Origin of the sequence: Pseudomonas sp. PDM10, from assembly GCF_014852295.1 — a bacterium.
Taxonomy (GTDB): domain Bacteria; phylum Pseudomonadota; class Gammaproteobacteria; order Pseudomonadales; family Pseudomonadaceae; genus Aquipseudomonas.
This window is the reverse complement of the sequence record NZ_JACVBJ010000008.1, coordinates 1-21796: the sequence shown is the minus strand read 5'-3', so window position 1 is coordinate 21796 and position 21796 is coordinate 1. Positions and strand designations below refer to the sequence as shown.

Here is a 21796-nt window from a genome sequence, read left to right as displayed (position 1 = left end):
CCTTAACCGCGAGCCTTGGCTGCTGGACGTACAACCAAGTTGCCGCCAGTAGCGCCAGGAACAGCGCCCTTGACCAACAACAGATTGCGTTCAGCGTCCACGCGCACTACTTCGAGGGACTGCACGGTCACGCGCTCAGCGCCCATATGACCGGACATTTTTTTGCCCTTGAATACACGACCAGGAGTCTGGCACTGGCCGATAGAGCCTGGAACGCGGTGGGATACGGAGTTACCGTGGGTATTATCTTGCCCGCGGAAATTCCAACGCTTGATCGTACCCTGGAAGCCTTTACCTTTGGATTGACCGGTTACATCAACCAGTTGACCAGCAGCGAAGATTTCAGCGTTGATCAGATCGCCGGCCTGGTACTCGCCTTCTTCAAGACGGAATTCCATTACGGTACGACCAGCGGCAACGTTCGCTTTAGCGAAGTGGCCAGCTTGAGCAGCTGTAACACGCGAAGCACGACGCTCGCCTACAGTGACTTGCACTGCACGATAGCCATCGGTCTCTTCAGTTTTGAACTGGGTGACGCGATTCGGTTCGATCTCAATGACCGTGACCGGAATGGAGACACCTTCTTCGGTGAAAATACGGGTCATACCGCATTTACGACCGACTACACCAATAGTCATGTTGTAAACCTCATGAGTGTACGGGGCTTTCACCCGCTATGGCCGCCCATTTCAGAGCGTTACACGACTAAGACCGAGTCTTAGCCGAGGCTGATCTGCACTTCCACACCGGCCGCAAGATCAAGCTTCATAAGAGCATCAACGGTTTTATCCGTCGGCTGGACGATGTCCAGAACGCGCTTATGAGTACGGATCTCATACTGGTCACGCGCGTCTTTGTTGACGTGCGGGGAGACCAGAACGGTGAACCGCTCTTTACGGGTAGGCAGTGGAATTGGACCACGCACTTGAGCACCAGTACGTTTCGCGGTTTCCACGATTTCCTGGGTGGATTGGTCGATCAGGCGATGGTCAAAAGCCTTCAACCTGATACGGATTTGCTGATTTTGCATTGGATTTCAGACTCCGGCTGCTATTCCCAGCGAGCGCAATACGCCCGTTAAAAGGAGGCGCAATTCTATAGACGGGCTACTACAGTGTCAACCCAATAAAAAAGCCCCCGCTAGGCGGGGGCTTTTTCAAGTCATCACTTATTAAGCGATGATTTTGGCTACGACGCCAGCGCCGACGGTACGACCGCCTTCACGAATAGCGAAACGCAGACCATCTTCCATTGCGATGGTTTTGATCAGGGTGACAACCATTTTGATGTTGTCGCCTGGCATTACCATTTCAACGCCTTCCGGCAGTTCGCAGTTACCGGTCACGTCAGTGGTCCGGAAGTAGAACTGTGGACGGTAGCCTTTGAAGAACGGAGTGTGGCGACCGCCTTCTTCTTTGCTCAACACATACACTTCAGCTTCGAAGGTAGTGTGCGGCTTAACCGAACCTGGCTTGACCAGAACCTGGCCACGCTCAACGTCGTCACGCTTGGTGCCGCGCAGCAGCACGCCGCAGTTCTCGCCAGCACGACCTTCGTCGAGCAGCTTACGGAACATTTCAACACCGGTGCAGGTGGTGACGGTAGTGTCACGCAGACCAACGATTTCCAGTGGATCCTGAACCTTGACGATACCGCGCTCGATACGGCCAGTTACAACAGTACCGCGACCGGAGATCGAGAATACGTCTTCGATTGGCATCAGGAACGGCTTGTCGATAACACGAACTGGATCTGGGATGTAGCTGTCCAGAGTTTCTACCAGACGCTTAACAGCGGTGGTACCCATTTCGTTGTCGTCTTGGCCGTTCAGGGCCATCAGAGCCGAACCAATGATGATCGGAGTGTCGTCACCTGGGAAGTCGTAAGTGCTCAGCAGATCGCGCACTTCCATCTCAACCAGTTCCAGCAGCTCAGCGTCGTCAACCATGTCAGCCTTGTTCAGGAAGACAACGATGTACGGAACGCCAACCTGACGGGACAGCAGGATGTGCTCACGGGTTTGTGGCATCGGACCATCAGCGGCCGAGCAAACCAGGATAGCGCCGTCCATCTGGGCAGCACCGGTGATCATGTTCTTCACATAGTCAGCGTGACCTGGGCAGTCAACGTGAGCGTAGTGACGGATCGCCGAGTTGTATTCAACGTGTGCGGTGTTGATGGTGATACCGCGAGCCTTTTCTTCCGGAGCGCTATCGATTTTGTCGAAAGCAACAACAGCCGAACCGAAAACTTCGGAGCAGACGCGAGTCAGAGCAGCGGTCAGCGTGGTTTTACCGTGGTCGACGTGACCGATGGTGCCAACGTTGACGTGCGGGAGGGTACGGTCAAATTTTTCTTTAGCCACGACAATTAACTCCTAGCCTAAAGGGGCTGATTCAGCCTTGTTTTTTGGTAACGGTTTCGACGATGTGCGACGGAGCCGTATTGTATTTTTTGAATTCCATAGAGTAGCTTGCGCGACCTTGGGACATGGAACGAACGTCGGTTGCGTAACCGAACATTTCACCCAACGGAACCTCGGCGCGAATCACTTTGCCGGAAACCGTGTCTTCCATACCCAGGATCATGCCGCGACGACGGTTAAGGTCGCCCATCACGTCACCCATATAGTCTTCAGGCGTAACAACCTCTACCGCCATGATCGGCTCAAGCAACTCACCACCGCCCTTCTGGGCCAGTTGCTTGGTCGCCATGGAAGCAGCCACCTTAAACGCCATCTCGTTCGAGTCGACGTCGTGGTAGGAACCATCAAACACGGTAGCCTTCAGGCCGATCAGCGGATAGCCGGCGACAACGCCGTTCTTCATCTGCTCTTCGATACCCTTCTGGATAGCCGGGATGTATTCCTTAGGAACCACACCACCCACTACTTCGTTCAGGAATTGCAGACCTTCCTGACCTTCGTCAGCAGGAGCAAAACGAATCCAGCAGTGACCGAACTGGCCACGACCGCCGGATTGGCGAACGAACTTGCCCTCAATTTCGCAGCTCTTCGTGATGCGCTCACGGTACGAAACTTGAGGCTTACCGATGTTGGCTTCGACGTTGAACTCACGGCGCATCCGGTCAACCAGGATGTCCAGGTGCAACTCGCCCATGCCGGAGATGATCGTTTGACCAGTCTCTTCATCAGTCTTGACGCGGAAAGACGGGTCTTCCTGAGCAAGTTTGCCCAGAGCGATACCCATTTTTTCCTGGTCGTCCTTGGTCTTAGGCTCTACGGCAACCGAAATAACCGGCTCCGGGAAGTCCATGCGAACCAGGATAATTGGCTTGTCAGCGTTGCACAAAGTTTCACCAGTGGTGACGTCCTTCATGCCGATCAAGGCCGCGATGTCACCAGCGCGTACTTCCTTGATTTCTTCACGGGCGTTTGCGTGCATTTGCACCATACGACCCACGCGCTCTTTTTTGCCTTTAACCGAGTTGATCACGCCGTCGCCGGAGGCCAACACGCCCGAGTAAACTCGAACAAAGGTCAAGGTACCCACGAATGGGTCGGTAGCGATCTTGAACGCCAGAGCCGAGAACGGCTCGCTGTCGTCTGCGTGACGCTCCATTTCCTTGGTCTCGTCATCCGGGTCAGTACCCTTGATGGCAGGAATGTCGGTAGGAGCAGGCAGGTAGTCGATAACGGCGTCGAGAACCAGGGGAACACCCTTGTTCTTGAAGGAAGAACCGCAAACAGCCAGAACGATCTCGCCAGCGATAGTACGCTGACGCAGAGCGGCCTTGATTTCCGCGTTGGTGAGTTCTTCACCTTCGAGGTACTTGTTCATCAGCTCTTCGCTGGCTTCGGCCGCAGCCTCAACCATGTTGCCGCGCCACTCGTCAGCCAGTTCCTGCAGTTCAGCAGGGATAGGCTTGCGAACTGGAACCATGCCTTTGTCAGCGTCATTCCAGTAAACAGCTTCCATGGCGATCAGATCGATCTGACCCTGGAAGTTGTCTTCGGAACCGATAGCCAACTGGATTGGCACCGGAGTGTGACCCAGACGCTGCTTGATCTGACCGATCACGCGCAGGAAGTTTGCACCAGCACGGTCCATCTTGTTTACGTAAACAAGACGTGGAACGCCGTATTTGTTGGCTTGACGCCATACGGTTTCCGACTGAGGCTCAACACCCGAGGTGCCACAGAACACAACGACCGCGCCATCGAGTACACGCAGGGAACGCTCAACTTCAATAGTGAAGTCTACGTGGCCTGGGGTATCAATAACGTTGAAGCGGTATTGGTCTTTGTGCTGCTTCTCGGAACCCTGCCAGAAGGCGGTAATAGCAGCAGAAGTAATGGTAATACCACGCTCCTGCTCCTGCACCATCCAGTCGGTGGTCGCGGCGCCATCATGCACCTCGCCCATCTTGTGACTTTTGCCAGTGTAAAAAAGGACGCGCTCGGTGGTGGTGGTCTTACCAGCATCCACGTGAGCAACGATACCAATGTTACGGTAGCGATTAATCGGTGTAGTACGAGCCATAAAGCCCTCGCAAAATTAGTGACGCTAAAATTAGAAGCGGTAGTGCGAGAAAGCCTTGTTGGCTTCAGCCATGCGGTGCACGTCTTCACGCTTCTTAACTGCAGCACCTTTACCTTCGGCAGCGTCCAACAGTTCGCCAGCCAAACGCAGAGCCATAGACTTCTCGCCGCGCTTGCGGGCGAAGTCTACCAACCAGCGCATTGCCAGGGCGTTACGACGGGACGGACGAACTTCAACCGGAACCTGGTAAGTAGCACCGCCTACACGGCGCGACTTTACTTCGACCAGCGGAGCGATGGCGTCGAGAGCTTTCTCGAAGATTTCCAGGGGGTCGCTGTTCTTGCGTTCTTTAACCTTCTCCAGCGCGCCATAAACGATACGCTCGGCAACGGCTTTCTTGCCGCTTTCCATTACGTGGTTCATGAACTTGGCCAGAATTTGGCTTCCGTATTTTGGATCGTCAAGCACTTCGCGCTTGGCTGCTACGCGTCTTCTTGGCATGGATAAGCCCTCAAACGGTCTTCAGGTTCGCTCGGAATCGGTGCCCTTTCGGGACGCCTCCGACCTTACTCTTATCGACTCAGAAAAATAGAAAATCAGTTTTTACAAAAAGCCACTACTACTTAGGCTTCTTGGTACCGTACTTCGAACGACCCTGGTTACGACCTTTAACGCCGGAAGTATCCAAAGAACCGCGTACGGTGTGGTAACGAACACCTGGCAAGTCTTTTACACGACCGCCGCGGATCAGTACCACGCTGTGCTCTTGCAGGTTGTGGCCTTCACCGCCGATGTACGAGGAAACCTCGAAACCGTTGGTCAGACGCACACGGCATACTTTACGCAGTGCCGAGTTAGGTTTTTTCGGCGTGGTGGTATACACACGGGTGCATACGCCACGACGTTGCGGGCAGTTCTGCAGCGCAGGCACGTCGGATTTCTCGACGATACGCTTACGCGGCTGACGTACCAGCTGGTTGATAGTTGCCATCTACTAGCTCCACTGTTGTCTTGCGACGCTATTGTCTTGCAAGAAAAGCAAAATGGCAGGAACGAATTCCCGCCAAATTTAGGGGTACAAGAGTCTAAAGAGGTTCTTGCCCCCAGTCAAGGCAAGGCCCCGACCTCCCCACTCATCCAACCTCGACAAATTGTCTCGATTCGATGAACGGAATGGCCAGGGCCTTACGCTCATTTACCGCAGAACTCAGTTACCGCTCGAGTTCAGCGCTTCGGTCAGTGCAGCTTCCACTTCACTGGCGCTTACACGCAACGGTTTGTCAGCATCACGGCGGCGCTTGCGCTCGCTGTGATAAGCCAGACCGGTACCAGCCGGGATCAGACGACCCACGACCACGTTTTCTTTCAGGCCGCGCAGGTAATCGCGCTTGCCGGTTACCGCCGCTTCGGTCAGTACGCGAGTGGTTTCCTGGAAGGAAGCCGCCGAGATGAACGATTCGGTGGACAACGACGCCTTGGTGATACCCAACAGCACGCGAGTGAACTTGGAAACGAATTTCTCGTCGCCAGCCAAACGCTCGTTCTCTACCAGAACGTGAGTCAACTCCATCTGGTCGCCCTTGATGAAAGTCGAGTCGCCAGATTCAGCGATTTCAACCTTACGCAACATCTGACGCAGGATGGTCTCGATGTGCTTGTCGTTGATCTTCACGCCTTGCAGGCGATAAACGTCCTGGATCTCGTTTACGATGTACTTGGCCAGCGCACTCACACCCAGCAGACGCAGGATGTCGTGTGGATCGCTCGGGCCGTCGGAGATAACTTCGCCGCGGTTTACCTGTTCGCCTTCGAAGACGTTCAGGTGACGCCACTTCGGAATCAGCTCTTCGTACGGATCGGAGCCATCGTTCGGAGTGATAACCAGACGGCGCTTGCCCTTGGTCTCTTTACCGAACGCGATGGTGCCGCTGACTTCAGCCAGAATCGAGGCTTCTTTCGGACGACGTGCTTCGAACAAGTCGGCAACACGCGGCAGACCACCAGTGATGTCACGGGTCTTCGAAGTCTCTTGCGGGATACGAGCGATAACATCACCGATCGCAATCTTCGCGCCATCCGCTACACCAACCAGGGCGTTAGCAGGCAGGAAGTACTGAGCAATTACGTCAGTACCCGGCAGCAAGAGATCCTTGCCGTTGTCATCAACCATCTTCACTGCAGGACGAATATCTTTACCGGCAGCTGGACGGTCTTTGGCGTCGAGTACTTCAATGTTGGTCATACCGGTCAATTCGTCAGTCTGACGCTTGATCGTGATGCCTTCTTCCATGCCCACGTAGGTCACGGTACCTTTCATTTCGGTAACGATTGGGTGAGTGTGCGGATCCCACTTGGCCACGATTGCGCCAGCGTCGACCTTGTCACCTTCTTTAACCGAAATCACAGCACCGTACGGCAGCTTGTAACGCTCGCGCTCACGACCGAAGTCATCAGCGATTGCCAGCTCACCGGAACGGGACACAGCAACCAGGCAACCATCCACTCGCTCAACGTGCTTCAGGTTATGCAGACGGACGGTACCGCCATTCTTCACCTGAACGCTGTCGGCTGCGGAGGTCCGGCTTGCCGCACCACCGATGTGGAACGTACGCATGGTCAGCTGGGTACCCGGCTCACCGATGGACTGGGCAGCGATAACGCCGACCGCTTCACCGATGTTCACCTGGTGACCACGAGCCAAGTCACGGCCGTAGCACTTGGCGCAAATGCCGTAGCGGGTTTCGCAGCTGATCGGCGAACGCACGATCACTTCGTCGATGCTGTTCAGCTCGATGAACTCGACCCACTTCTCGTCTACCAGCGTGCCGGCAGGAACGATGATTTCTTCGGTACCTGGCTTGAACACGTCACGGGCAATAACACGACCCAATACGCGCTCACCCAGCGGCTCCACAACGTCACCGCCTTCAATGTGCGGAGTCATTACCAGGCCATGTTCGGTGCCGCAATCGATCTCGGTTACTACCAGATCCTGCGCCACGTCTACCAGACGACGAGTCAGGTAACCGGAGTTCGCAGTTTTCAACGCGGTATCCGCCAAACCTTTACGAGCACCGTGAGTGGAGATGAAGTACTGAAGTACGCTCAAACCTTCACGGAAGTTCGCAGTAATCGGCGTTTCGATGATGGAACCGTCCGGCTTGGCCATCAGGCCACGCATACCGGCGAGCTGACGGATCTGCGCAGCAGAACCCCGTGCGCCCGAATCGGCCATCATGTACATCGAGTTGAAAGACTCTTGGTCGACTTCGACGCCGTGGCGGTCGATGACTTTCTCTTTCGAGAGGTTGGCCATCATTGCCTTGGAAACTTCGTCGTTCGCCTTGGACCAAAGGTCGATCACTTTGTTGTACTTCTCGCCCTGGGTTACCAGGCCGGAGGCGTACTGACTTTCGATCTCTTTCACTTCATCAGTAGCAGCATTGATGATGCGGGCTTTTTCATCCGGGATAACGAAGTCGTTAACACCGATGGAAACGCCGGAAATGGTCGAATAGGCAAAACCGGTGTACATCAACTGGTCAGCGAAGATCACGGTCTCTTTCAAACCAACCACACGGTAGCACTGGTTGATCAGCTTGGAGATCGCCTTTTTCTTCATCGGCTGGTTGACGACGTCGTACGACAGGCCAGGCGGAACAACCTGGAACAACAGCGCACGGCCGACAGTGGTGTCGACGATACGGGTGTTCTTGACGCTGCCACCATCACGATCGTTGACGGTTTCGTTGATCCGCACTTTGACTTTAGCGTGCAGTGCGGCTTCGCCGGCACGGAACACACGGTCAACTTCTTGCAGATCCGCAAACACACGACCTTCGCCCTTGGCGTTGATCGCTTCACGAGTCATGTAGTACAGACCCAATACAACGTCCTGCGACGGAACGATGATTGGCTCACCGTTGGCTGGCGACAGAATGTTGTTGGTCGACATCATCAACGCACGCGCTTCCAACTGGGCTTCCAGTGTCAGCGGTACGTGCACGGCCATTTGGTCGCCGTCGAAGTCGGCGTTGTACGCAGCACAGACCAGAGGGTGCAGCTGGATAGCCTTACCTTCGATCAGTACCGGTTCAAACGCCTGGATACCCAGACGGTGAAGGGTCGGTGCACGGTTGAGGAGAACCGGGTGTTCACGGATCACTTCAGCGAGAACGTCCCAAACTTCTGGCAGCTCGCGCTCAACCATCTTCTTGGCAGCTTTGATGGTGGTAGCGAGACCACGCATTTCCAGCTTGCCGAAAATGAACGGCTTGAACAGCTCGAGAGCCATTTTCTTCGGCAGACCGCACTGGTGCAGACGCAGGGTCGGACCTACGGTAATTACCGAACGACCGGAGTAGTCAACACGCTTACCGAGCAAGTTCTGACGGAAACGACCCTGCTTACCCTTGATCATGTCAGCCAGGGATTTCAGAGGACGCTTGTTGGAACCAGTGATAGCGCGGCCACGACGACCGTTATCGAGCAGTGCATCGACAGCTTCCTGCAACATACGCTTTTCGTTGCGCACGATGATGTCCGGAGCGGACAGATCAAGCAGGCGCTTCAAGCGGTTGTTACGGTTGATCACTCGACGATACAGATCGTTGAGGTCGGAAGTCGCGAAGCGACCGCCATCCAGCGGGACCAGTGGACGCAGATCTGGCGGCAGAACCGGCAGAACGGTCAGCACCATCCATTCTGGAAGGTTGCCGGAACCCTGGAAGGCTTCCATCAACTTCAGACGCTTGGACAGCTTCTTGATTTTGGTTTCGGAGTTGGTTTGCGGAATTTCTTCACGCAGACGGCCAATCTCGTGTTCCAGATCGATAGCGTGCAGCAGTTCACGGACAGCTTCGGCACCCATGCGGGCATCGAAATCGTCGCCGAACTCTTCCAGCGCTTCGAAGTACTGCTCATCGTTGAGCAGCTGACCTTTTTCAAGGGTGGTCATGCCTGGATCGATAACGACATAGCTCTCGAAGTAGAGAACGCGTTCGATATCACGCAAGGTCATGTCCATCAGCAAGCCGATACGCGACGGCAGCGACTTCAGGAACCAGATGTGGGCAACCGGGGAAGCCAGTTCGATGTGCGCCATGCGCTCACGACGAACTTTGGCCAGCGCGACTTCAACGCCGCACTTCTCGCAGATCACACCGCGGTGCTTCAAGCGCTTGTACTTACCGCACAGGCACTCGTAATCCTTTACCGGGCCAAAGATCTTGGCGCAGAACAGGCCGTCACGCTCAGGTTTGAACGTACGGTAGTTGATGGTTTCCGGCTTTTTAACTTCACCGAACGACCACGAACGGATCATCTCAGGCGATGCCAATCCAATACGGATGGCGTCGAACTCTTCGACTTGACCCTGGTTTTTCAGCAAATTCAGTAGGTCTTTCAAGGCCTTTCCTCCTGGCGGAGCAGAGAGCGGGCAATCCTGCCCCGCTCTCGATTCGCGTCACGTGTTATTCGGTTTCCAGATCGATATCGATGCCGAGGGAACGAATTTCCTTGATCAACACGTTGAAGGACTCGGGCATGCCCGGCTCCATACGGTGATCGCCATCCACGATGTTTTTGTACATCTTGGTACGGCCGTTCACATCGTCCGACTTCACTGTGAGCATTTCTTGCAGAGTGTAAGCAGCACCGTATGCTTCCAGTGCCCAGACCTCCATCTCCCCGAAACGCTGACCACCGAACTGCGCCTTACCACCCAGCGGCTGCTGGGTAACCAGGCTGTACGAACCGGTAGAACGAGCGTGCATCTTGTCGTCTACCAAGTGGTTCAGCTTCAGCATGTACATGTAGCCAACAGTAACCGGGCGCTCGAACTTGTTGCCGGTACGGCCGTCGGTCAGCTGCATCTGGCCGCTTTCTGGCAGGTCTGCCAGTTTCAGCATGGCCTTGATTTCGCTTTCCTTGGCGCCGTCGAACACTGGAGTGGCCATTGGAACGCCGCCACGCAGGTTCTTCGCCAGATCCAGGATTTCCTGGTCGGAGAAGCTATCCAGATCTTCGTTACGACCGCCGATCTGGTTGTAGATCTCGTCGAGGAATTTACGAAGCTCAGCGACTTTGCGCTGTTCTTCGATCATCCGGTTGATCTTCTCGCCCAGACCTTTGGCCGCGAGGCCCAGGTGGGTTTCAAGGATCTGACCAACGTTCATACGCGAAGGTACGCCCAACGGGTTGAGGACGACGTCGACCGGGGTGCCATTGGCATCGTGCGGCATATCTTCAACCGGCATGATCACGGAGACCACACCTTTGTTACCGTGACGACCGGCCATCTTGTCGCCCGGTTGGATGCGGCGACGGATTGCCAGGTAAACCTTGACGATTTTCAGCACGCCTGGAGCCAGGTCATCGCCCTGCTGCAGTTTGCGCTTCTTGTCTTCGAACTTGTCGTCCAGCAGACGGCGGCGATCAACGATGTAGGCCTGAGCCTTCTCGAGCTGCTCGTTCAGAGCATCTTCAGCCATGCGCAGTTTGAACCACTGACCATGCTCAAGACCGTCGAGAACTTCGTCGGTGATTTCCTGACCTTTCTTCAGACCGGCGCCGCCTTCGGCTTTGTGGCCGACCAGAGCGGAACGCAGACGTTCGAAAGTTGCGCCTTCGACGATACGGAACTCTTCGTTCAGGTCCTTGCGGATCTCGTCGAGCTGAGTCTTCTCGATCGACAGTGCGCGAGCATCACGCTCAACGCCGTCGCGGGTGAAGACCTGTACGTCGATGACGGTACCCTTGGTGCCGGTAGGCACACGCAGGGAGGTGTCTTTAACGTCGCTGGCTTTTTCACCGAAGATGGCACGCAGCAGTTTTTCTTCCGGAGTCAGTTGGGTCTCGCCTTTCGGAGTGACCTTACCAACCAGGATGTCGCCTGCGCCAACTTCAGCACCTACGTAAACGATACCGGCTTCGTCCAGCTTGTTCAGTGCAGCTTCACCCACGTTCGGGATGTCTGCAGTGATTTCCTCTGGCCCAAGCTTGGTGTCACGTGCCACACAGGTCAGTTCCTGAATGTGGATCGTGGTAAAGCGGTCTTCTTGAACAACTCGTTCCGACAGGCAGATGGAGTCTTCGAAGTTGTAACCGTTCCAGGCCATGAACGCGATGCGCATGTTCTGACCCAGCGCCAGTTCACCCATGTCGGTGGACGGGCCGTCAGCCATGATGTCGCTACGCTGAACCCGATCACCTTTACGCACCAGCGGACGCTGGTTGATGCAGGTGTTCTGGTTGGAGCGGGTGTATTTGGTCAGGTTGTAGATGTCGACACCAGCTTCACCGGTTTCAACTTCATCATCAGCAACACGAACCACGATACGGCTGGCGTCGACGGAATCGATAACGCCACCACGACGAGCCACGACGCAAACGCCGGAGTCACGAGCTACGTTACGCTCCATGCCAGTACCGACCAGCGGCTTGTCAGCGCGCAGAGTTGGTACAGCTTGACGCTGCATGTTCGAACCCATCAACGCACGGTTGGCGTCATCGTGCTCGAGGAACGGGATCAGCGACGCTGCAACCGAAACTACCTGCTTCGGAGAAACGTCCATCAAGGTGACGTCTTCCGGCGCCTTGACGGTGAACTCGTTCAAGTGACGAACAGCTACCAGCTCGTCGATCAGCATCTTCTTGTCGTTCATCGTGGCCGAAGCCTGAGCGATCACGTGATCAGCTTCTTCGATGGCGGACAGGAACACGATCTCGTCGGTGACCAGAGCGTCTTTCACCACACGGTATGGGCTTTCGAGGAAGCCGTACTGGTTGGTGCGCGCATAAGCGGCCAGGGAGTTGATCAGACCGATGTTCGGACCTTCCGGCGTTTCAATCGGGCATACACGACCGTAGTGAGTCGGGTGTACGTCACGAACTTCAAAGCCAGCACGTTCACGAGTCAAACCGCCAGGGCCGAGTGCAGAAACACGACGCTTGTGGGTGATCTCGGACAGCGGGTTGTTCTGGTCCATGAACTGGGAAAGCTGGCTGGAACCGAAGAACTCTTTCACCGCCGCAGCCACTGGCTTGGCGTTGATCAGGTCTTGCGGCATCAGGCCTTCGCTTTCAGCCATCGACAGACGCTCTTTGACCGCACGCTCAACACGTACCAGGCCAACGCGGAACTGGTTCTCGGCCATTTCGCCTACGCAGCGAACACGACGGTTACCCAGGTGGTCGATGTCATCGACGATGCCTTTACCGTTACGGATGTCGACCAGAGTCTTCAGCACAGCAACGATGTCTTCTTTGCACAACACGCCCGAACCTTCGATCTCGGTACGACCGATACGACGGTTGAACTTCATCCGGCCGACCGCAGACAGGTCATAGCGCTCAGGACTGAAGAACAGGTTGTTGAACAGAGTTTCGGCAGCGTCTTTGGTTGGCGGCTCGCCTGGACGCATCATGCGATAGATCTCGACCAGCGCTTCCAATTGGTTGCTGGTGGAGTCGATCTTCAGCGTGTCGGAAACGAACGGACCGCAGTCGATATCGTTGGTGTACAGAGTTTCGATGCGAACAACCTGGGACTTGGCGATTTTTGCCAGGATCTCGGTGTTCAGCTCAGTGTTGCACTCTGCCAGGATTTCGCCGGTTGCCGGATGCACGATGACCTTGGCGGTAGTGCGACCCAGGACGTAGTCCAGAGGCACTTGCAGCTCTTTGATCCCGGCTTTTTCCAGCTGGTTGATGTGGCGAGCAGTGATACGACGACCTTGCTCGACAATAACCTTGCCTTTGTCATCCAGGATATCCAGGACAGCAATTTCACCACGCAGGCGGTGCGGCACCAGTTCCAGGCTGAGGTTTTCACCTTGCACGTGGAAGACGTTGGTGGTGTAGAACGCGTCGAGCACTTCTTCAGTGGTATAGCCGAGCGCGCGCAGCAGTACCGATGCAGGCAGCTTGCGACGACGGTCGATACGCACGAATACGCAGTCTTTCGGGTCGAACTCGAAGTCCAACCACGAACCGCGGTAAGGAATGATACGCGCCGAGTACAACAGTTTGCCGGAGCTGTGCGTCTTGCCACGGTCGTGGTCGAAGAACACGCCCGGGGAACGGTGCAGCTGGGAAACGATTACACGCTCGGTACCGTTGATTACAAAGGTACCGTTCTCAGTCATCAGGGGGATTTCACCCATGTAGACTTCTTGCTCTTTGATGTCCTTGATCGCTTTGTTCGACGATTCTTTGTCGAAAATGATCAGGCGCACTTTTACCCGCAAAGGTACGGCGTAAGTTACACCGCGCAATACGCATTCTTTGACATCAAATGCCGGTTCGCCCAGGCGATAACCGACGTACTCCAGCGCAGCATTGCCGGAGTAGCTGATGATCGGGAAAACGGATTTGAAGGCCGCATGCAGGCCCACGTCGCGGAACTGATCTTTAGTCGCTCCCGCTTGCAAGAATTCACGATACGAATCCAGCTGGATGGCCAGGAGGTACGGCACATCCATGACGTCCGGCAACTTGCTAAAGTCCTTGCGGATACGTTTTTTCTCAGTATATGAGTAAGCCATCAGCGTTCCCCAGCTTGGTCACCTGCTTGTTTGGCCCCTCCCGACGGGAGCAGCCAGAAAATCGTGCAAACCCCATGGTTTGCGCCACCGCATCGGGTGGTTACAGCTCGTTATCAGCACCGACCCAGTCGGCTGCCAATAACGGAAAAAGGCCGGTGGCAAGAGCCACCAGCCATCAGCCTTTCGCTTAACGCTCGGGCTGGAGACGCAAAGTCGATGCTTACTTCAGCTCGACTTTAGCGCCTGCTTCTTCCAGAGTGGCTTTTGCTTTGTCAGCTGCGTCTTTCGAAACAGCTTCCAGAACAACGCCAGGAGCGCCGTCAACTACAGCCTTGGCTTCTTTCAGGCCCAGACCGGTCAGTTCACGTACTGCCTTGATCACGTTAACTTTCTTCTCGCCAGCTTCCAGCAGCATGACGTTGAATTCAGTTTGTTCTTCAACAACGGCAGCGACAGCAGCTGGACCAGCGGAAGCAGCGGCAGCGGAAACGCCGAACTTCTCTTCCATGGCCTTGATCAGCTCAACGATTTCCAGAACGGATTTTTCGCCGATTGCTTCGATGATTTGGTCGTTAGTCAGAGACATGACTATAAATTCCTGTATTGGGGTGACAGCCTACGCGGCCATCGAAATAAACAATAAACGCTGAAAGGAGTCGCTCAGCCTTAGGCTGCGGCAGCTTCTTTCTGGTCGCGAAGAGCCGCCAGAGTACGAGCCAATTTGCTGGTTGCGCCTTGAATCACGCTCATCAGCTGAGAAATTGCTTCGTCACGGGTCGGCAGGCTTGCCAGTACGTCGATCTGATTAGCTGCGAGGAACTTGCCCTCGAACGCAGCTGCCTTGATCTCGAACTTATCCTGACCTTTTGCGAACTCTTTGAAGATACGAGCAGCAGCGCCCGGATGATCTTTGGAGAATGCAATCAAGGTCGGGCCAGTGAACACGTCGTTGAGCACGTCATATTGAGTGCCAGCAACGGCGCGCTTGAGCAGAGTGTTACGTACAACACGTACGTAAACGCCAGCTTCACGAGCCTCTTTACGGAGTCCGGTCATAGCGCCTACTGTTACGCCACGGGCATCAGCCACGACAGCGGACAGAGCAACTTGGGCAGCCTTGTTGACTTCAGCGACGATGGCCTTCTTGTCTTCAAGTTTAATTGCCACGGGAAAAACTCCTGCTTGTTACCGTTTCATCCAACCGAGGCCAGATGTCGTTTTGGTGTCTGATTCGGTAAGGAACCGGGAGCACCATCTGCGTAGGCTTGAGGTTTAAGACTTGCGTCGCCTACGGTCTTGGATAGCCCCCGCCAGGCAGGGACCCCAATCTTTCAATTGGCGCAATCGCTTGCGCCAACCTGTGTCTTACGCGTCGAGCGAACCTTGGTCGATGACCAGGCCTGGACCCATGGTGGTGCTCAGGGTAACGCGCTTGACGTAAATACCTTTCGAGGAAGCTGGCTTGATACGCTTCAGATCAGCGATCAGGGCTTCAACGTTTTCCTTCAGCTTGACGGCATCGAAGCCGACTTTGCCAACGGAGGTGTGGATGATGCCGTTTTTGTCGGTGCGATAACGAACCTGACCAGCCTTGGCGTTTTTAACCGCGGTAGCTACGTCTGGCGTTACAGTGCCGACTTTAGGGTTAGGCATCAGGCCGCGCGGGCCCAGGATCTGACCCAACTGACCAACAACGCGCATTGCATCCGGGGATGCGATAACTACGTCATAGTTCAGGTCGCCGCCTTTCATTTCGGCAGCCAGATCGTCCATACCTACACGGTCAGCGCCGGCAGCCAAAGCGGCCTCAGCAGCTGGACCCTGGGTGAACACTGCAACGCGAACGGTCTTGCCAGTGCCGTGTGGCAGCACAGTAGCGCTACGAACGACCTGGTCGGATTTACGCGGATCAACACCCAAGTTTACAGCAACGTCAAACGACTCGCTGAACTTGACAGTCGACAGCTCAGCCAGCAGAGCAGCAGCGTCTACAAAGTTGTAGGACTTGCCTGCTTCGATTTTGCCGGCGATAGCCTTTTGACGCTTGGTCAACTTAGCCATTACACACCCTCCACGTTAAGGCCCATGCTACGAGCAGAACCGGCGATAGTACGCACGGCCGCGTCCATATCAGCTGCAGTCAGATCCGCGTTTTTGGTTTTCGCGATTTCTTCCAGCTGAGCACGGGTAACGGTGCCAACCTTAACGGTGTTCGGACGAGCGGAACCGCTAGTCAGACCAGCAGCTTTCTTCAGCAGAACCGAAGCAGGTGTGGATTTGGTTTCGAAAGTGAAGCTACGGTCGCTGTAGACAGTGATGATCACTGGAGTCGGCAGACCTGGTTCAATACCCTGAGTACGGGCGTTGAAAGCCTTGCAGAATTCCATGATGTTCACGCCGTGCTGACCCAGAGCAGGACCAACAGGTGGGCTTGGGTTAGCCTGAGCGGCCTTCACTTGCAGCTTGATGTAAGCGGTAATCTTCTTGGCCATGAGGCACTCCAATTACGGGTTCGAACGCCTCGAAAGGCTCCCCGGTTACTTGCGCGTTTATCCCAGTGACGACAAAACCCCACAGCCTAGGGCTGCGGGGTTGGGATGCTTGCTCAGCTAGACTTTTTCGACCTGGCTGAACTCTAGCTCTACCGGAGTAGAGCGACCGAAAATGAGCACTGCCACTTGGATCCGGCTCTTCTCGTAGTTAACTTCTTCGACCGTGCCAGTAAAGTCGGCAAACGGACCGTCATTGACACGTACCGATTCACCTGGCTCGAACAACGTCTTCGGCTTCGGCTTGTCGCTACCATCAGCAACACGACGCAGAATCGCTTCCGCCTCTTTATCTGTGATAGGTGCAGGCTTATCAGCAGTACCGCCAATAAAACCCATCACCCGAGGAGTATCCTTGACCAAGTGCCAAGTACCCTCATTCATGTCCATCTGAACCAGCACATAACCTGGGAAGAACTTGCGCTCGCTTTTGCGTTTCTGGCCATTACGCATTTCAACCACTTCTTCAGTGGGAACCAGAATTTCGCCAAAGCCATCTTCCATGCCAGCCAGCTTTACGCGCTCTACCAACGAGCGCATGACATGCTTCTCGTAACCGGAGTAAGCATGCACAACGTACCAACGCTTAGCCACGGGACACCCTTAGCCGACAATCAAGGAAACAAGCCAGCCGAGCAGGGAATCAAGCCCCCACAACAGCAACGCCATAACCAGAACAACAGCCACAACGATCAACGTGGTCTGCGTGGTTTCTTGGCGAGTTGGCCATACGACTTTACGAATCTCGGTGCGAGCTTCCTTAACCAGTACAAAGAAAGACTTGCCCTTGACTGTCTGCAGGCCTACAAAGGCAGCTACAGCAGCAATGGCGAGCAAAGCAAGTACGCGGTACAGGATCGGCGAAGCAGAGTAATACTGATTGCCAACAACGCCAACAACCACCAAAGCAACTACTACTAGCCACTTGAGCAGATCGAAGCGAGAGCCTTGAGCTTCAGCTTTAGGAGTCATCTATGAAGATCCTGTGAAAAGAAAGCCAGATACACCAAGTGAATCTGGCAGGTCAGGAGGGAATCGAACCCCCAACCTACGGTTTTGGAGACCGTCGCTCTGCCAATTGAGCTACTGACCTAAAACAAAATCAGGCCGACCATTATGCCGGCCCGAAAAAGACATTACAACAATTTACTCGATAACCTTAGCAACGACACCAGCGCCGACGGTACGACCGCCCTCACGAATGGCGAAACGCAGACCATCTTCCATTGCGATGGTTTTGATCAGAGTGACAGTCATCTGAACGTTGTCACCCGGCATCACCATTTCAACGCCTTCTGGCAATTCGCAGTTACCGGTCACGTCCGTGGTACGGAAGTAGAACTGTGGACGGTAACCCTTGAAGAACGGAGTATGACGACCGCCTTCTTCCTTGCTCAGAACGTAAACCTCTGCAGTGAACTTGGTATGAGGCTTGACAGTGCCCGGCTTGACCAGAACCTGGCCACGCTCAACATCATCACGCTTAGTACCACGCAGCAATACGCCGCAGTTCTCGCCAGCACGACCTTCGTCGAGCAGCTTGCGAAACATCTCAACACCAGTGCAAGTAGTTTTGACAGTGTCACGAAGACCAACAATCTCAACTTCTTCCTGAATGCGGACAATGCCACGCTCAACACGACCAGTCACAACAGTACCGCGACCGGAGATCGAGAAAACATCCTCGATCGGCATCAGGAACGGCTTATCAATAGCTCGCTCAGGCTGCGGAATGTAGCTATCCAGAGTCTCGACCAACTTCTTGACGGCAGTAGTACCCATCTCGTTGTCGTCTTGACCATTCAGCGCCATCAGCGCCGAACCAATGATGATTGGAGTGTCATCACCCGGGAAATCGTAAGTACTCAGCAGGTCGCGTACCTCCATCTCAACCAGCTCAAGCAACTCCGCGTCATCAACCATGTCAGCCTTGTTCAGGAAGACAACAATGTACGGAACGCCAACCTGGCGGGACAGAAGGATGTGCTCACGAGTTTGCGGCATCGGACCATCAGCGGCCGAGCAAACCAGAATCGCGCCATCCATCTGAGCAGCACCGGTAATCATGTTTTTTACGTAATCAGCGTGACCTGGACAGTCAACGTGTGCGTAGTGACGCACGGCCGAATCGTACTCAACGTGAGCGGTGTTGATGGTGATACCACGAGCTTTTTCTTCAGGGGCGCTATCGATCTTGTCGAAGTCAACCTTTGCCGAACCGAAAACTTCGGAGCAGACGCGGGTCAAAGCAGCAGTCAGAGTAGTTTTACCGTGATCGACGTGACCAATGGTACCAACGTTGACGTGCGGCTTATTACGTTCGAACTTTTCCTTAGCCATCAAAATCACCCCTAGGAGAAGAATTGAGCAGGTCAAACAAGCCATTAAAACAAAGGCAGATATTTTCATATCTGCCTTGTTATATGGAGCTCTTGAGCGGATTTGAACCGCTGACCTCACCCTTACCAAGGGTGTGCTCTACCAACTGAGCTACAAGAGCGTAACGCTATGCAGGATCTGCAAACTTGGAGCGGGTAGCGGGAATCGAACCCGCATCATCAGCTTGGAAGGCTGAGGTTCTACCACTAAACTATACCCGCGGAGCTTGCAGCTCTCGCTAAAAATGGTGGAGGGGGAAGGATTCGAACCTTCGAAGTCGTAGACGTCAGATTTACAGTCTGATCCCTTTGGCCGCTCGGGAACCCCTCCTAAGCGAGCCGGCATTCTATATCATGCCAGCCTTCTGTCAAGCATTTTCTCATTAAAAACCTGAGGTTAGCTGCGTTGACGTCACTTTACGGCGTTAACCATTAAAGGTCTTCACTGCGAAGCGGGCGCCATTCTATGCAAACTAATCGGCGGGTGCAACCCCTCCGCACGGCATTATTTTATGTTTTAACTCATTGAATTCTCTAGAAAGGTTTTTCAGCTGCGAGTCATCTAGCCAACGCCGGCTTTCTGGTGCCACACGCACCCAGTAACCATCAGACCCTGGAGGAGCCCTCAGCAAGGACTCGAACTTGATTTCCATGCCACTCAATCGCCGCTCAACCGCCTGAGCTGCCTCCTGACGAGTAAAGCCGCCAAGATAGAGGCATCCATCGTCTGCCTGGACAGGCTTTCCTTTATCACGAGCCGCGTCAGTCGTCTCACTCAACAAGCGAATATCCTGCTGCGCCCCCCGATACAAATTCAAAGGGGTTACATCCTTCGCACGCAGAGGAGCCTCTTGTTGGTGCCAGATGTAATAGAACACATTGAGAACAAGCAGCAGCAGAAACAACCAACGCATAAAAACCTCAGGACAAGGGGCACGCCATCGCCAAACCTACAAACACCAGATCAGGAACTACCCTGGCCTCAGGCACGATCCCGGAAACCAGGTCTGCATCTCCTCCAGTGAGAAATACAACAAAATCATCCCCCCAATAGCTACGCGCCAACTCTAGCTGCGTCAGGACAAAGCCTCTCAGCATCAACGAGCACCCCCGCTCGACCGCTTCGACAGTTGTCCGACCAGGAACGAGACTTTCCAGAGCGCGCTCGGCGGCTAGATCACCATAACGAATTCTACGAGTATGGGTACGCAATTGGTTTCGCATCAGCGGCATACCCGGACATATAAACCCTCCGAGATGCTCTCCATTCCTGGAGATGAAGTCCGCAGTAACCGCCGTACCAAAATCAAGCACAAGACAAGCACCTGAGGCCAGATGGAATCCCCCGAGCATCGCCAGCCAACGGTCGAGCCCTAACCGCTCGAACTCCTCATAGCCATTACGAACTCCGGACATTTCCCGGGACGGCGCCGCGCATACCACCGACACACCAAAAGCTTCTGTCAGCAGAGAAATCAGGGCACTGGTTTCTTCGGCAGTCCTGACACTGACCAACCGACAAAACTTGAGAGCGAGCCCCTTGAGCGCTTTCAAACTCTCCAACAACGCGAGGTCCGAATCAACGACCCCCTCGCCGACCACCCGCCGAACATCCGCGCCAAGCACACGCCACTTGATAAAACTGTTTCCGCAGTCGAGCTCAAGAATCATCACGCAACCTCAGACTGAGCTCACCACCACTAAAGACTTTTTCCACACCACCCACCTTCAAGCGTAGAGCACCTTGACTATCAATACCCAGCACTTCGCCTTCTATGTGGTTAACGCCTGCGATCAACGACACGGCTCGCCCCCGCCAGAGATGATTTTGCTCCCACTCTGCCTGGATAGCTGAAAATCCGTCGACTTGATGACGACACAGATATGCCTGGAGCATCGCACCCAACTCCCCGACCAAGTGACTCCGATCAAACACCTTGCCCGACTCTAGCCGCATGGACGTCCATTGCTGATCAACCTCATCGGTAATCTGCATGTTCACATTAATTCCCACACCCAGCACAACGTGACACACATCGGCAGGATCCCCCACCAACTCGAGCAATATCCCGGCAATCTTCTTCTGACCCACCAGAACATCGTTGGGCCACTTCAATCCAACCCCCGAAATACCAAGCTCTCGCAAGGCCTGCATGACGGCGAGCCCAACAACCAGACTCAAGCCTTCCAGCTGACGCATTCCACCGTCAATACGCAGCACGAGACTGTAATAGATGTTTTCCGCGAATGGGCTCGCCCACTTTCGTCCACGCCGCCCGCGACCTGCGGTTTGCCGTTCCGCGAGCACCAGAAAGGGCGCCGCTTGACCCCGCTCTATGGCGCGCAAAGCCTCGGCATTAGTGGAGTCAATTGAATCGAAGACCAGGATGGGCCAATCACAAGAAGGCGCCTGCTCTCTTATCTCGACAGGATCAAGCAGCGTCAATGGCGCAGCCAGTTGATAGCCGCGCCCCCGCACCTTATGAATGGATAATCCCAGCTCAGCTTCTAAATGCTGAAGCTGCTTCCAAACGGCACTACGACTGACACCCAAGGCGACGCCCAAGGCCTGACCCGAATGGAATCGGCCATCTTTAAGAAGCTTTAACAATGTCAGCATGCAAGTCTCGCCTCACAATGAGGCCCGCATGATAGCCATGCCCCGCGCCATTGCATAGAAACCCTACAGGTCAGTTTTCCTGCGGACAAAACAAAACCCCTACCTGCATACGCAGATAGGGGTTTCGGAATTTAATCTTGACGATGACCTACTCTCACATGGGGAAACCCCACACTACCATCGGCGATGCATCGTTTCACTG

The 21796-nt window shown here is 54.7% G+C and carries 18 protein-coding genes and 4 tRNA genes; all 22 read right to left on the bottom strand.

The window, feature by feature from the left end; all coding sequences use genetic code 11:
* Positions 1 to 2: 2 nt before the first annotated feature.
* Positions 3 to 638, bottom strand: a complete 636-nt coding sequence (gene rplC, locus IB252_RS26150) for a 50S ribosomal protein L3 (protein ID WP_003186059.1) — start codon at positions 636 to 638, stop codon at positions 3 to 5.
* A gap of 80 nt (positions 639 to 718) precedes the next feature.
* Complete coding sequence (gene rpsJ, locus IB252_RS26145; RefSeq protein WP_003186070.1) at positions 719 to 1030, bottom strand: 30S ribosomal protein S10; 312 nt, start codon at positions 1028 to 1030, stop codon at positions 719 to 721.
* Positions 1031 to 1171: 141 nt separating this feature from the next.
* Entirely contained in the window at positions 1172 to 2365 is a 1194-nt protein-coding gene (gene tuf, locus IB252_RS26140) for an elongation factor Tu (RefSeq protein WP_111451228.1), read from the bottom strand.
* Between the two features lie 31 nt (positions 2366 to 2396).
* Entirely contained in the window at positions 2397 to 4502 is a 2106-nt protein-coding gene (gene fusA / locus IB252_RS26135; RefSeq protein ID WP_033059466.1) for an elongation factor G, read from the bottom strand.
* A gap of 30 nt (positions 4503 to 4532) precedes the next feature.
* Complete coding sequence (gene rpsG, locus IB252_RS26130; protein ID WP_002555493.1) at positions 4533 to 5003, bottom strand: 30S ribosomal protein S7; 471 nt, start codon at positions 5001 to 5003, stop codon at positions 4533 to 4535.
* 118 nt (positions 5004 to 5121) lie between these two features.
* Positions 5122 to 5493 carry a 30S ribosomal protein S12 gene (gene rpsL, locus IB252_RS26125; RefSeq protein ID WP_002555494.1) on the bottom strand — a complete coding sequence of 124 codons (372 nt, stop codon included), beginning with the start codon at positions 5491 to 5493 and terminating at the stop codon, positions 5122 to 5124.
* A gap of 216 nt (positions 5494 to 5709) precedes the next feature.
* Positions 5710 to 9909 (bottom strand): DNA-directed RNA polymerase subunit beta', encoded by a 4200-nt coding sequence (rpoC, locus tag IB252_RS26120; RefSeq protein WP_111451230.1) that lies wholly within the window; start codon positions 9907 to 9909, stop codon positions 5710 to 5712.
* A 64-nt stretch (positions 9910 to 9973) separates the two neighbouring features.
* Positions 9974 to 14047 carry a DNA-directed RNA polymerase subunit beta gene (gene rpoB / locus IB252_RS26115; RefSeq protein WP_095131480.1) on the bottom strand — a complete coding sequence of 1358 codons (4074 nt, stop codon included), beginning with the start codon at positions 14045 to 14047 and terminating at the stop codon, positions 9974 to 9976.
* 220 nt (positions 14048 to 14267) lie between these two features.
* Positions 14268 to 14633 (bottom strand): 50S ribosomal protein L7/L12, encoded by a 366-nt coding sequence (rplL, locus tag IB252_RS26110; protein ID WP_008145490.1) that lies wholly within the window; start codon positions 14631 to 14633, stop codon positions 14268 to 14270.
* Positions 14634 to 14713: 80 nt separating this feature from the next.
* Positions 14714 to 15214, bottom strand: coding sequence for a 50S ribosomal protein L10 (rplJ, locus tag IB252_RS26105; protein ID WP_008145489.1), 501 nt, complete (start codon positions 15212 to 15214; stop codon positions 14714 to 14716).
* A 198-nt stretch (positions 15215 to 15412) separates the two neighbouring features.
* Positions 15413 to 16108: a 50S ribosomal protein L1 gene (gene rplA, locus IB252_RS26100; protein ID WP_007896626.1), complete on the bottom strand. Its 696-nt coding sequence runs from the start codon at positions 16106 to 16108 to the stop codon at positions 15413 to 15415.
* Positions 16108 to 16539, bottom strand: coding sequence for a 50S ribosomal protein L11 (gene rplK, locus IB252_RS26095; protein ID WP_003210097.1), 432 nt, complete (start codon positions 16537 to 16539; stop codon positions 16108 to 16110). Before rplK ends, rplA begins: the two co-directional genes overlap by 1 nt.
* 117 nt (positions 16540 to 16656) lie before the next feature.
* On the bottom strand, positions 16657 to 17190 hold the full coding sequence (nusG, locus tag IB252_RS26090) for a transcription termination/antitermination protein NusG (protein WP_007896622.1): 534 nt from the start codon (positions 17188 to 17190) through the stop codon (positions 16657 to 16659).
* A 9-nt stretch (positions 17191 to 17199) separates the two neighbouring features.
* The gene (gene secE / locus IB252_RS26085) at positions 17200 to 17568 is read right to left on the bottom strand and encodes a preprotein translocase subunit SecE (RefSeq protein WP_008145488.1); all 369 of its coding nucleotides are present in this window, start codon (positions 17566 to 17568) and stop codon (positions 17200 to 17202) included.
* Positions 17569 to 17613: 45 nt separating this feature from the next.
* Positions 17614 to 17689, bottom strand: a tRNA-Trp gene (locus IB252_RS26080).
* Between the two features lie 53 nt (positions 17690 to 17742).
* Positions 17743 to 18936 carry an elongation factor Tu gene (gene tuf / locus IB252_RS26075; RefSeq protein WP_007896619.1) on the bottom strand — a complete coding sequence of 398 codons (1194 nt, stop codon included), beginning with the start codon at positions 18934 to 18936 and terminating at the stop codon, positions 17743 to 17745.
* Between the two features lie 84 nt (positions 18937 to 19020).
* Positions 19021 to 19096: transfer RNA gene (locus IB252_RS26070), tRNA-Thr, on the bottom strand.
* Positions 19097 to 19122: 26 nt separating this feature from the next.
* Positions 19123 to 19196 (bottom strand) — tRNA-Gly (locus IB252_RS26065).
* Positions 19197 to 19220: 24 nt separating this feature from the next.
* A tRNA-Tyr gene (locus IB252_RS26060) sits at positions 19221 to 19305 on the bottom strand.
* Positions 19306 to 19447: 142 nt separating this feature from the next.
* Complete coding sequence (locus IB252_RS26055) at positions 19448 to 19888, bottom strand: hypothetical protein (protein ID WP_192410768.1); 441 nt, start codon at positions 19886 to 19888, stop codon at positions 19448 to 19450.
* Positions 19889 to 19895: 7 nt separating this feature from the next.
* A complete protein-coding gene (locus tag IB252_RS26050; RefSeq protein ID WP_192410767.1) occupies positions 19896 to 20645 on the bottom strand; it encodes a pantothenate kinase in 750 nt (249 codons plus the stop codon).
* Complete coding sequence (gene birA, locus IB252_RS26045) at positions 20635 to 21594, bottom strand: bifunctional biotin--[acetyl-CoA-carboxylase] ligase/biotin operon repressor BirA (RefSeq protein WP_192410766.1); 960 nt, start codon at positions 21592 to 21594, stop codon at positions 20635 to 20637. Before birA ends, IB252_RS26050 begins: the two co-directional genes overlap by 11 nt.
* Positions 21595 to 21796: the final 202 nt, after the last annotated feature.

Coding starts and splice junctions, on each gene's coding strand:
- rplC (WP_003186059.1), bottom strand. CDS start 638: ATGACTATTGGTGTAGTCGGTCGTAAATGCGGTATGACCCGTATTTTC.
- rpsJ (WP_003186070.1), bottom strand. CDS start 1,030: ATGCAAAATCAGCAAATCCGTATCAGGTTGAAGGCTTTTGACCATCGC.
- fusA (WP_033059466.1), bottom strand. CDS start 4,502: ATGGCTCGTACTACACCGATTAATCGCTACCGTAACATTGGTATCGTT.
- rpsG (WP_002555493.1), bottom strand. CDS start 5,003: ATGCCAAGAAGACGCGTAGCAGCCAAGCGCGAAGTGCTTGACGATCCA.
- rpsL (WP_002555494.1), bottom strand. CDS start 5,493: ATGGCAACTATCAACCAGCTGGTACGTCAGCCGCGTAAGCGTATCGTC.
- rpoB (WP_095131480.1), bottom strand. CDS start 14,047: ATGGCTTACTCATATACTGAGAAAAAACGTATCCGCAAGGACTTTAGC.
- rplL (WP_008145490.1), bottom strand. CDS start 14,633: ATGTCTCTGACTAACGACCAAATCATCGAAGCAATCGGCGAAAAATCC.
- rplA (WP_007896626.1), bottom strand. CDS start 16,108: ATGGCTAAGTTGACCAAGCGTCAAAAGGCTATCGCCGGCAAAATCGAA.
- rplK (WP_003210097.1), bottom strand. CDS start 16,539: ATGGCCAAGAAGATTACCGCTTACATCAAGCTGCAAGTGAAGGCCGCT.
- secE (WP_008145488.1), bottom strand. CDS start 17,568: ATGACTCCTAAAGCTGAAGCTCAAGGCTCTCGCTTCGATCTGCTCAAG.
- tuf (WP_007896619.1), bottom strand. CDS start 18,936: ATGGCTAAGGAAAAGTTCGAACGTAATAAGCCGCACGTCAACGTTGGT.
- IB252_RS26055 (WP_192410768.1), bottom strand. CDS start 19,888: ATGCGTTGGTTGTTTCTGCTGCTGCTTGTTCTCAATGTGTTCTATTAC.
- IB252_RS26050 (WP_192410767.1), bottom strand. CDS start 20,645: ATGATTCTTGAGCTCGACTGCGGAAACAGTTTTATCAAGTGGCGTGTG.
- birA (WP_192410766.1), bottom strand. CDS start 21,594: ATGCTGACATTGTTAAAGCTTCTTAAAGATGGCCGATTCCATTCGGGT.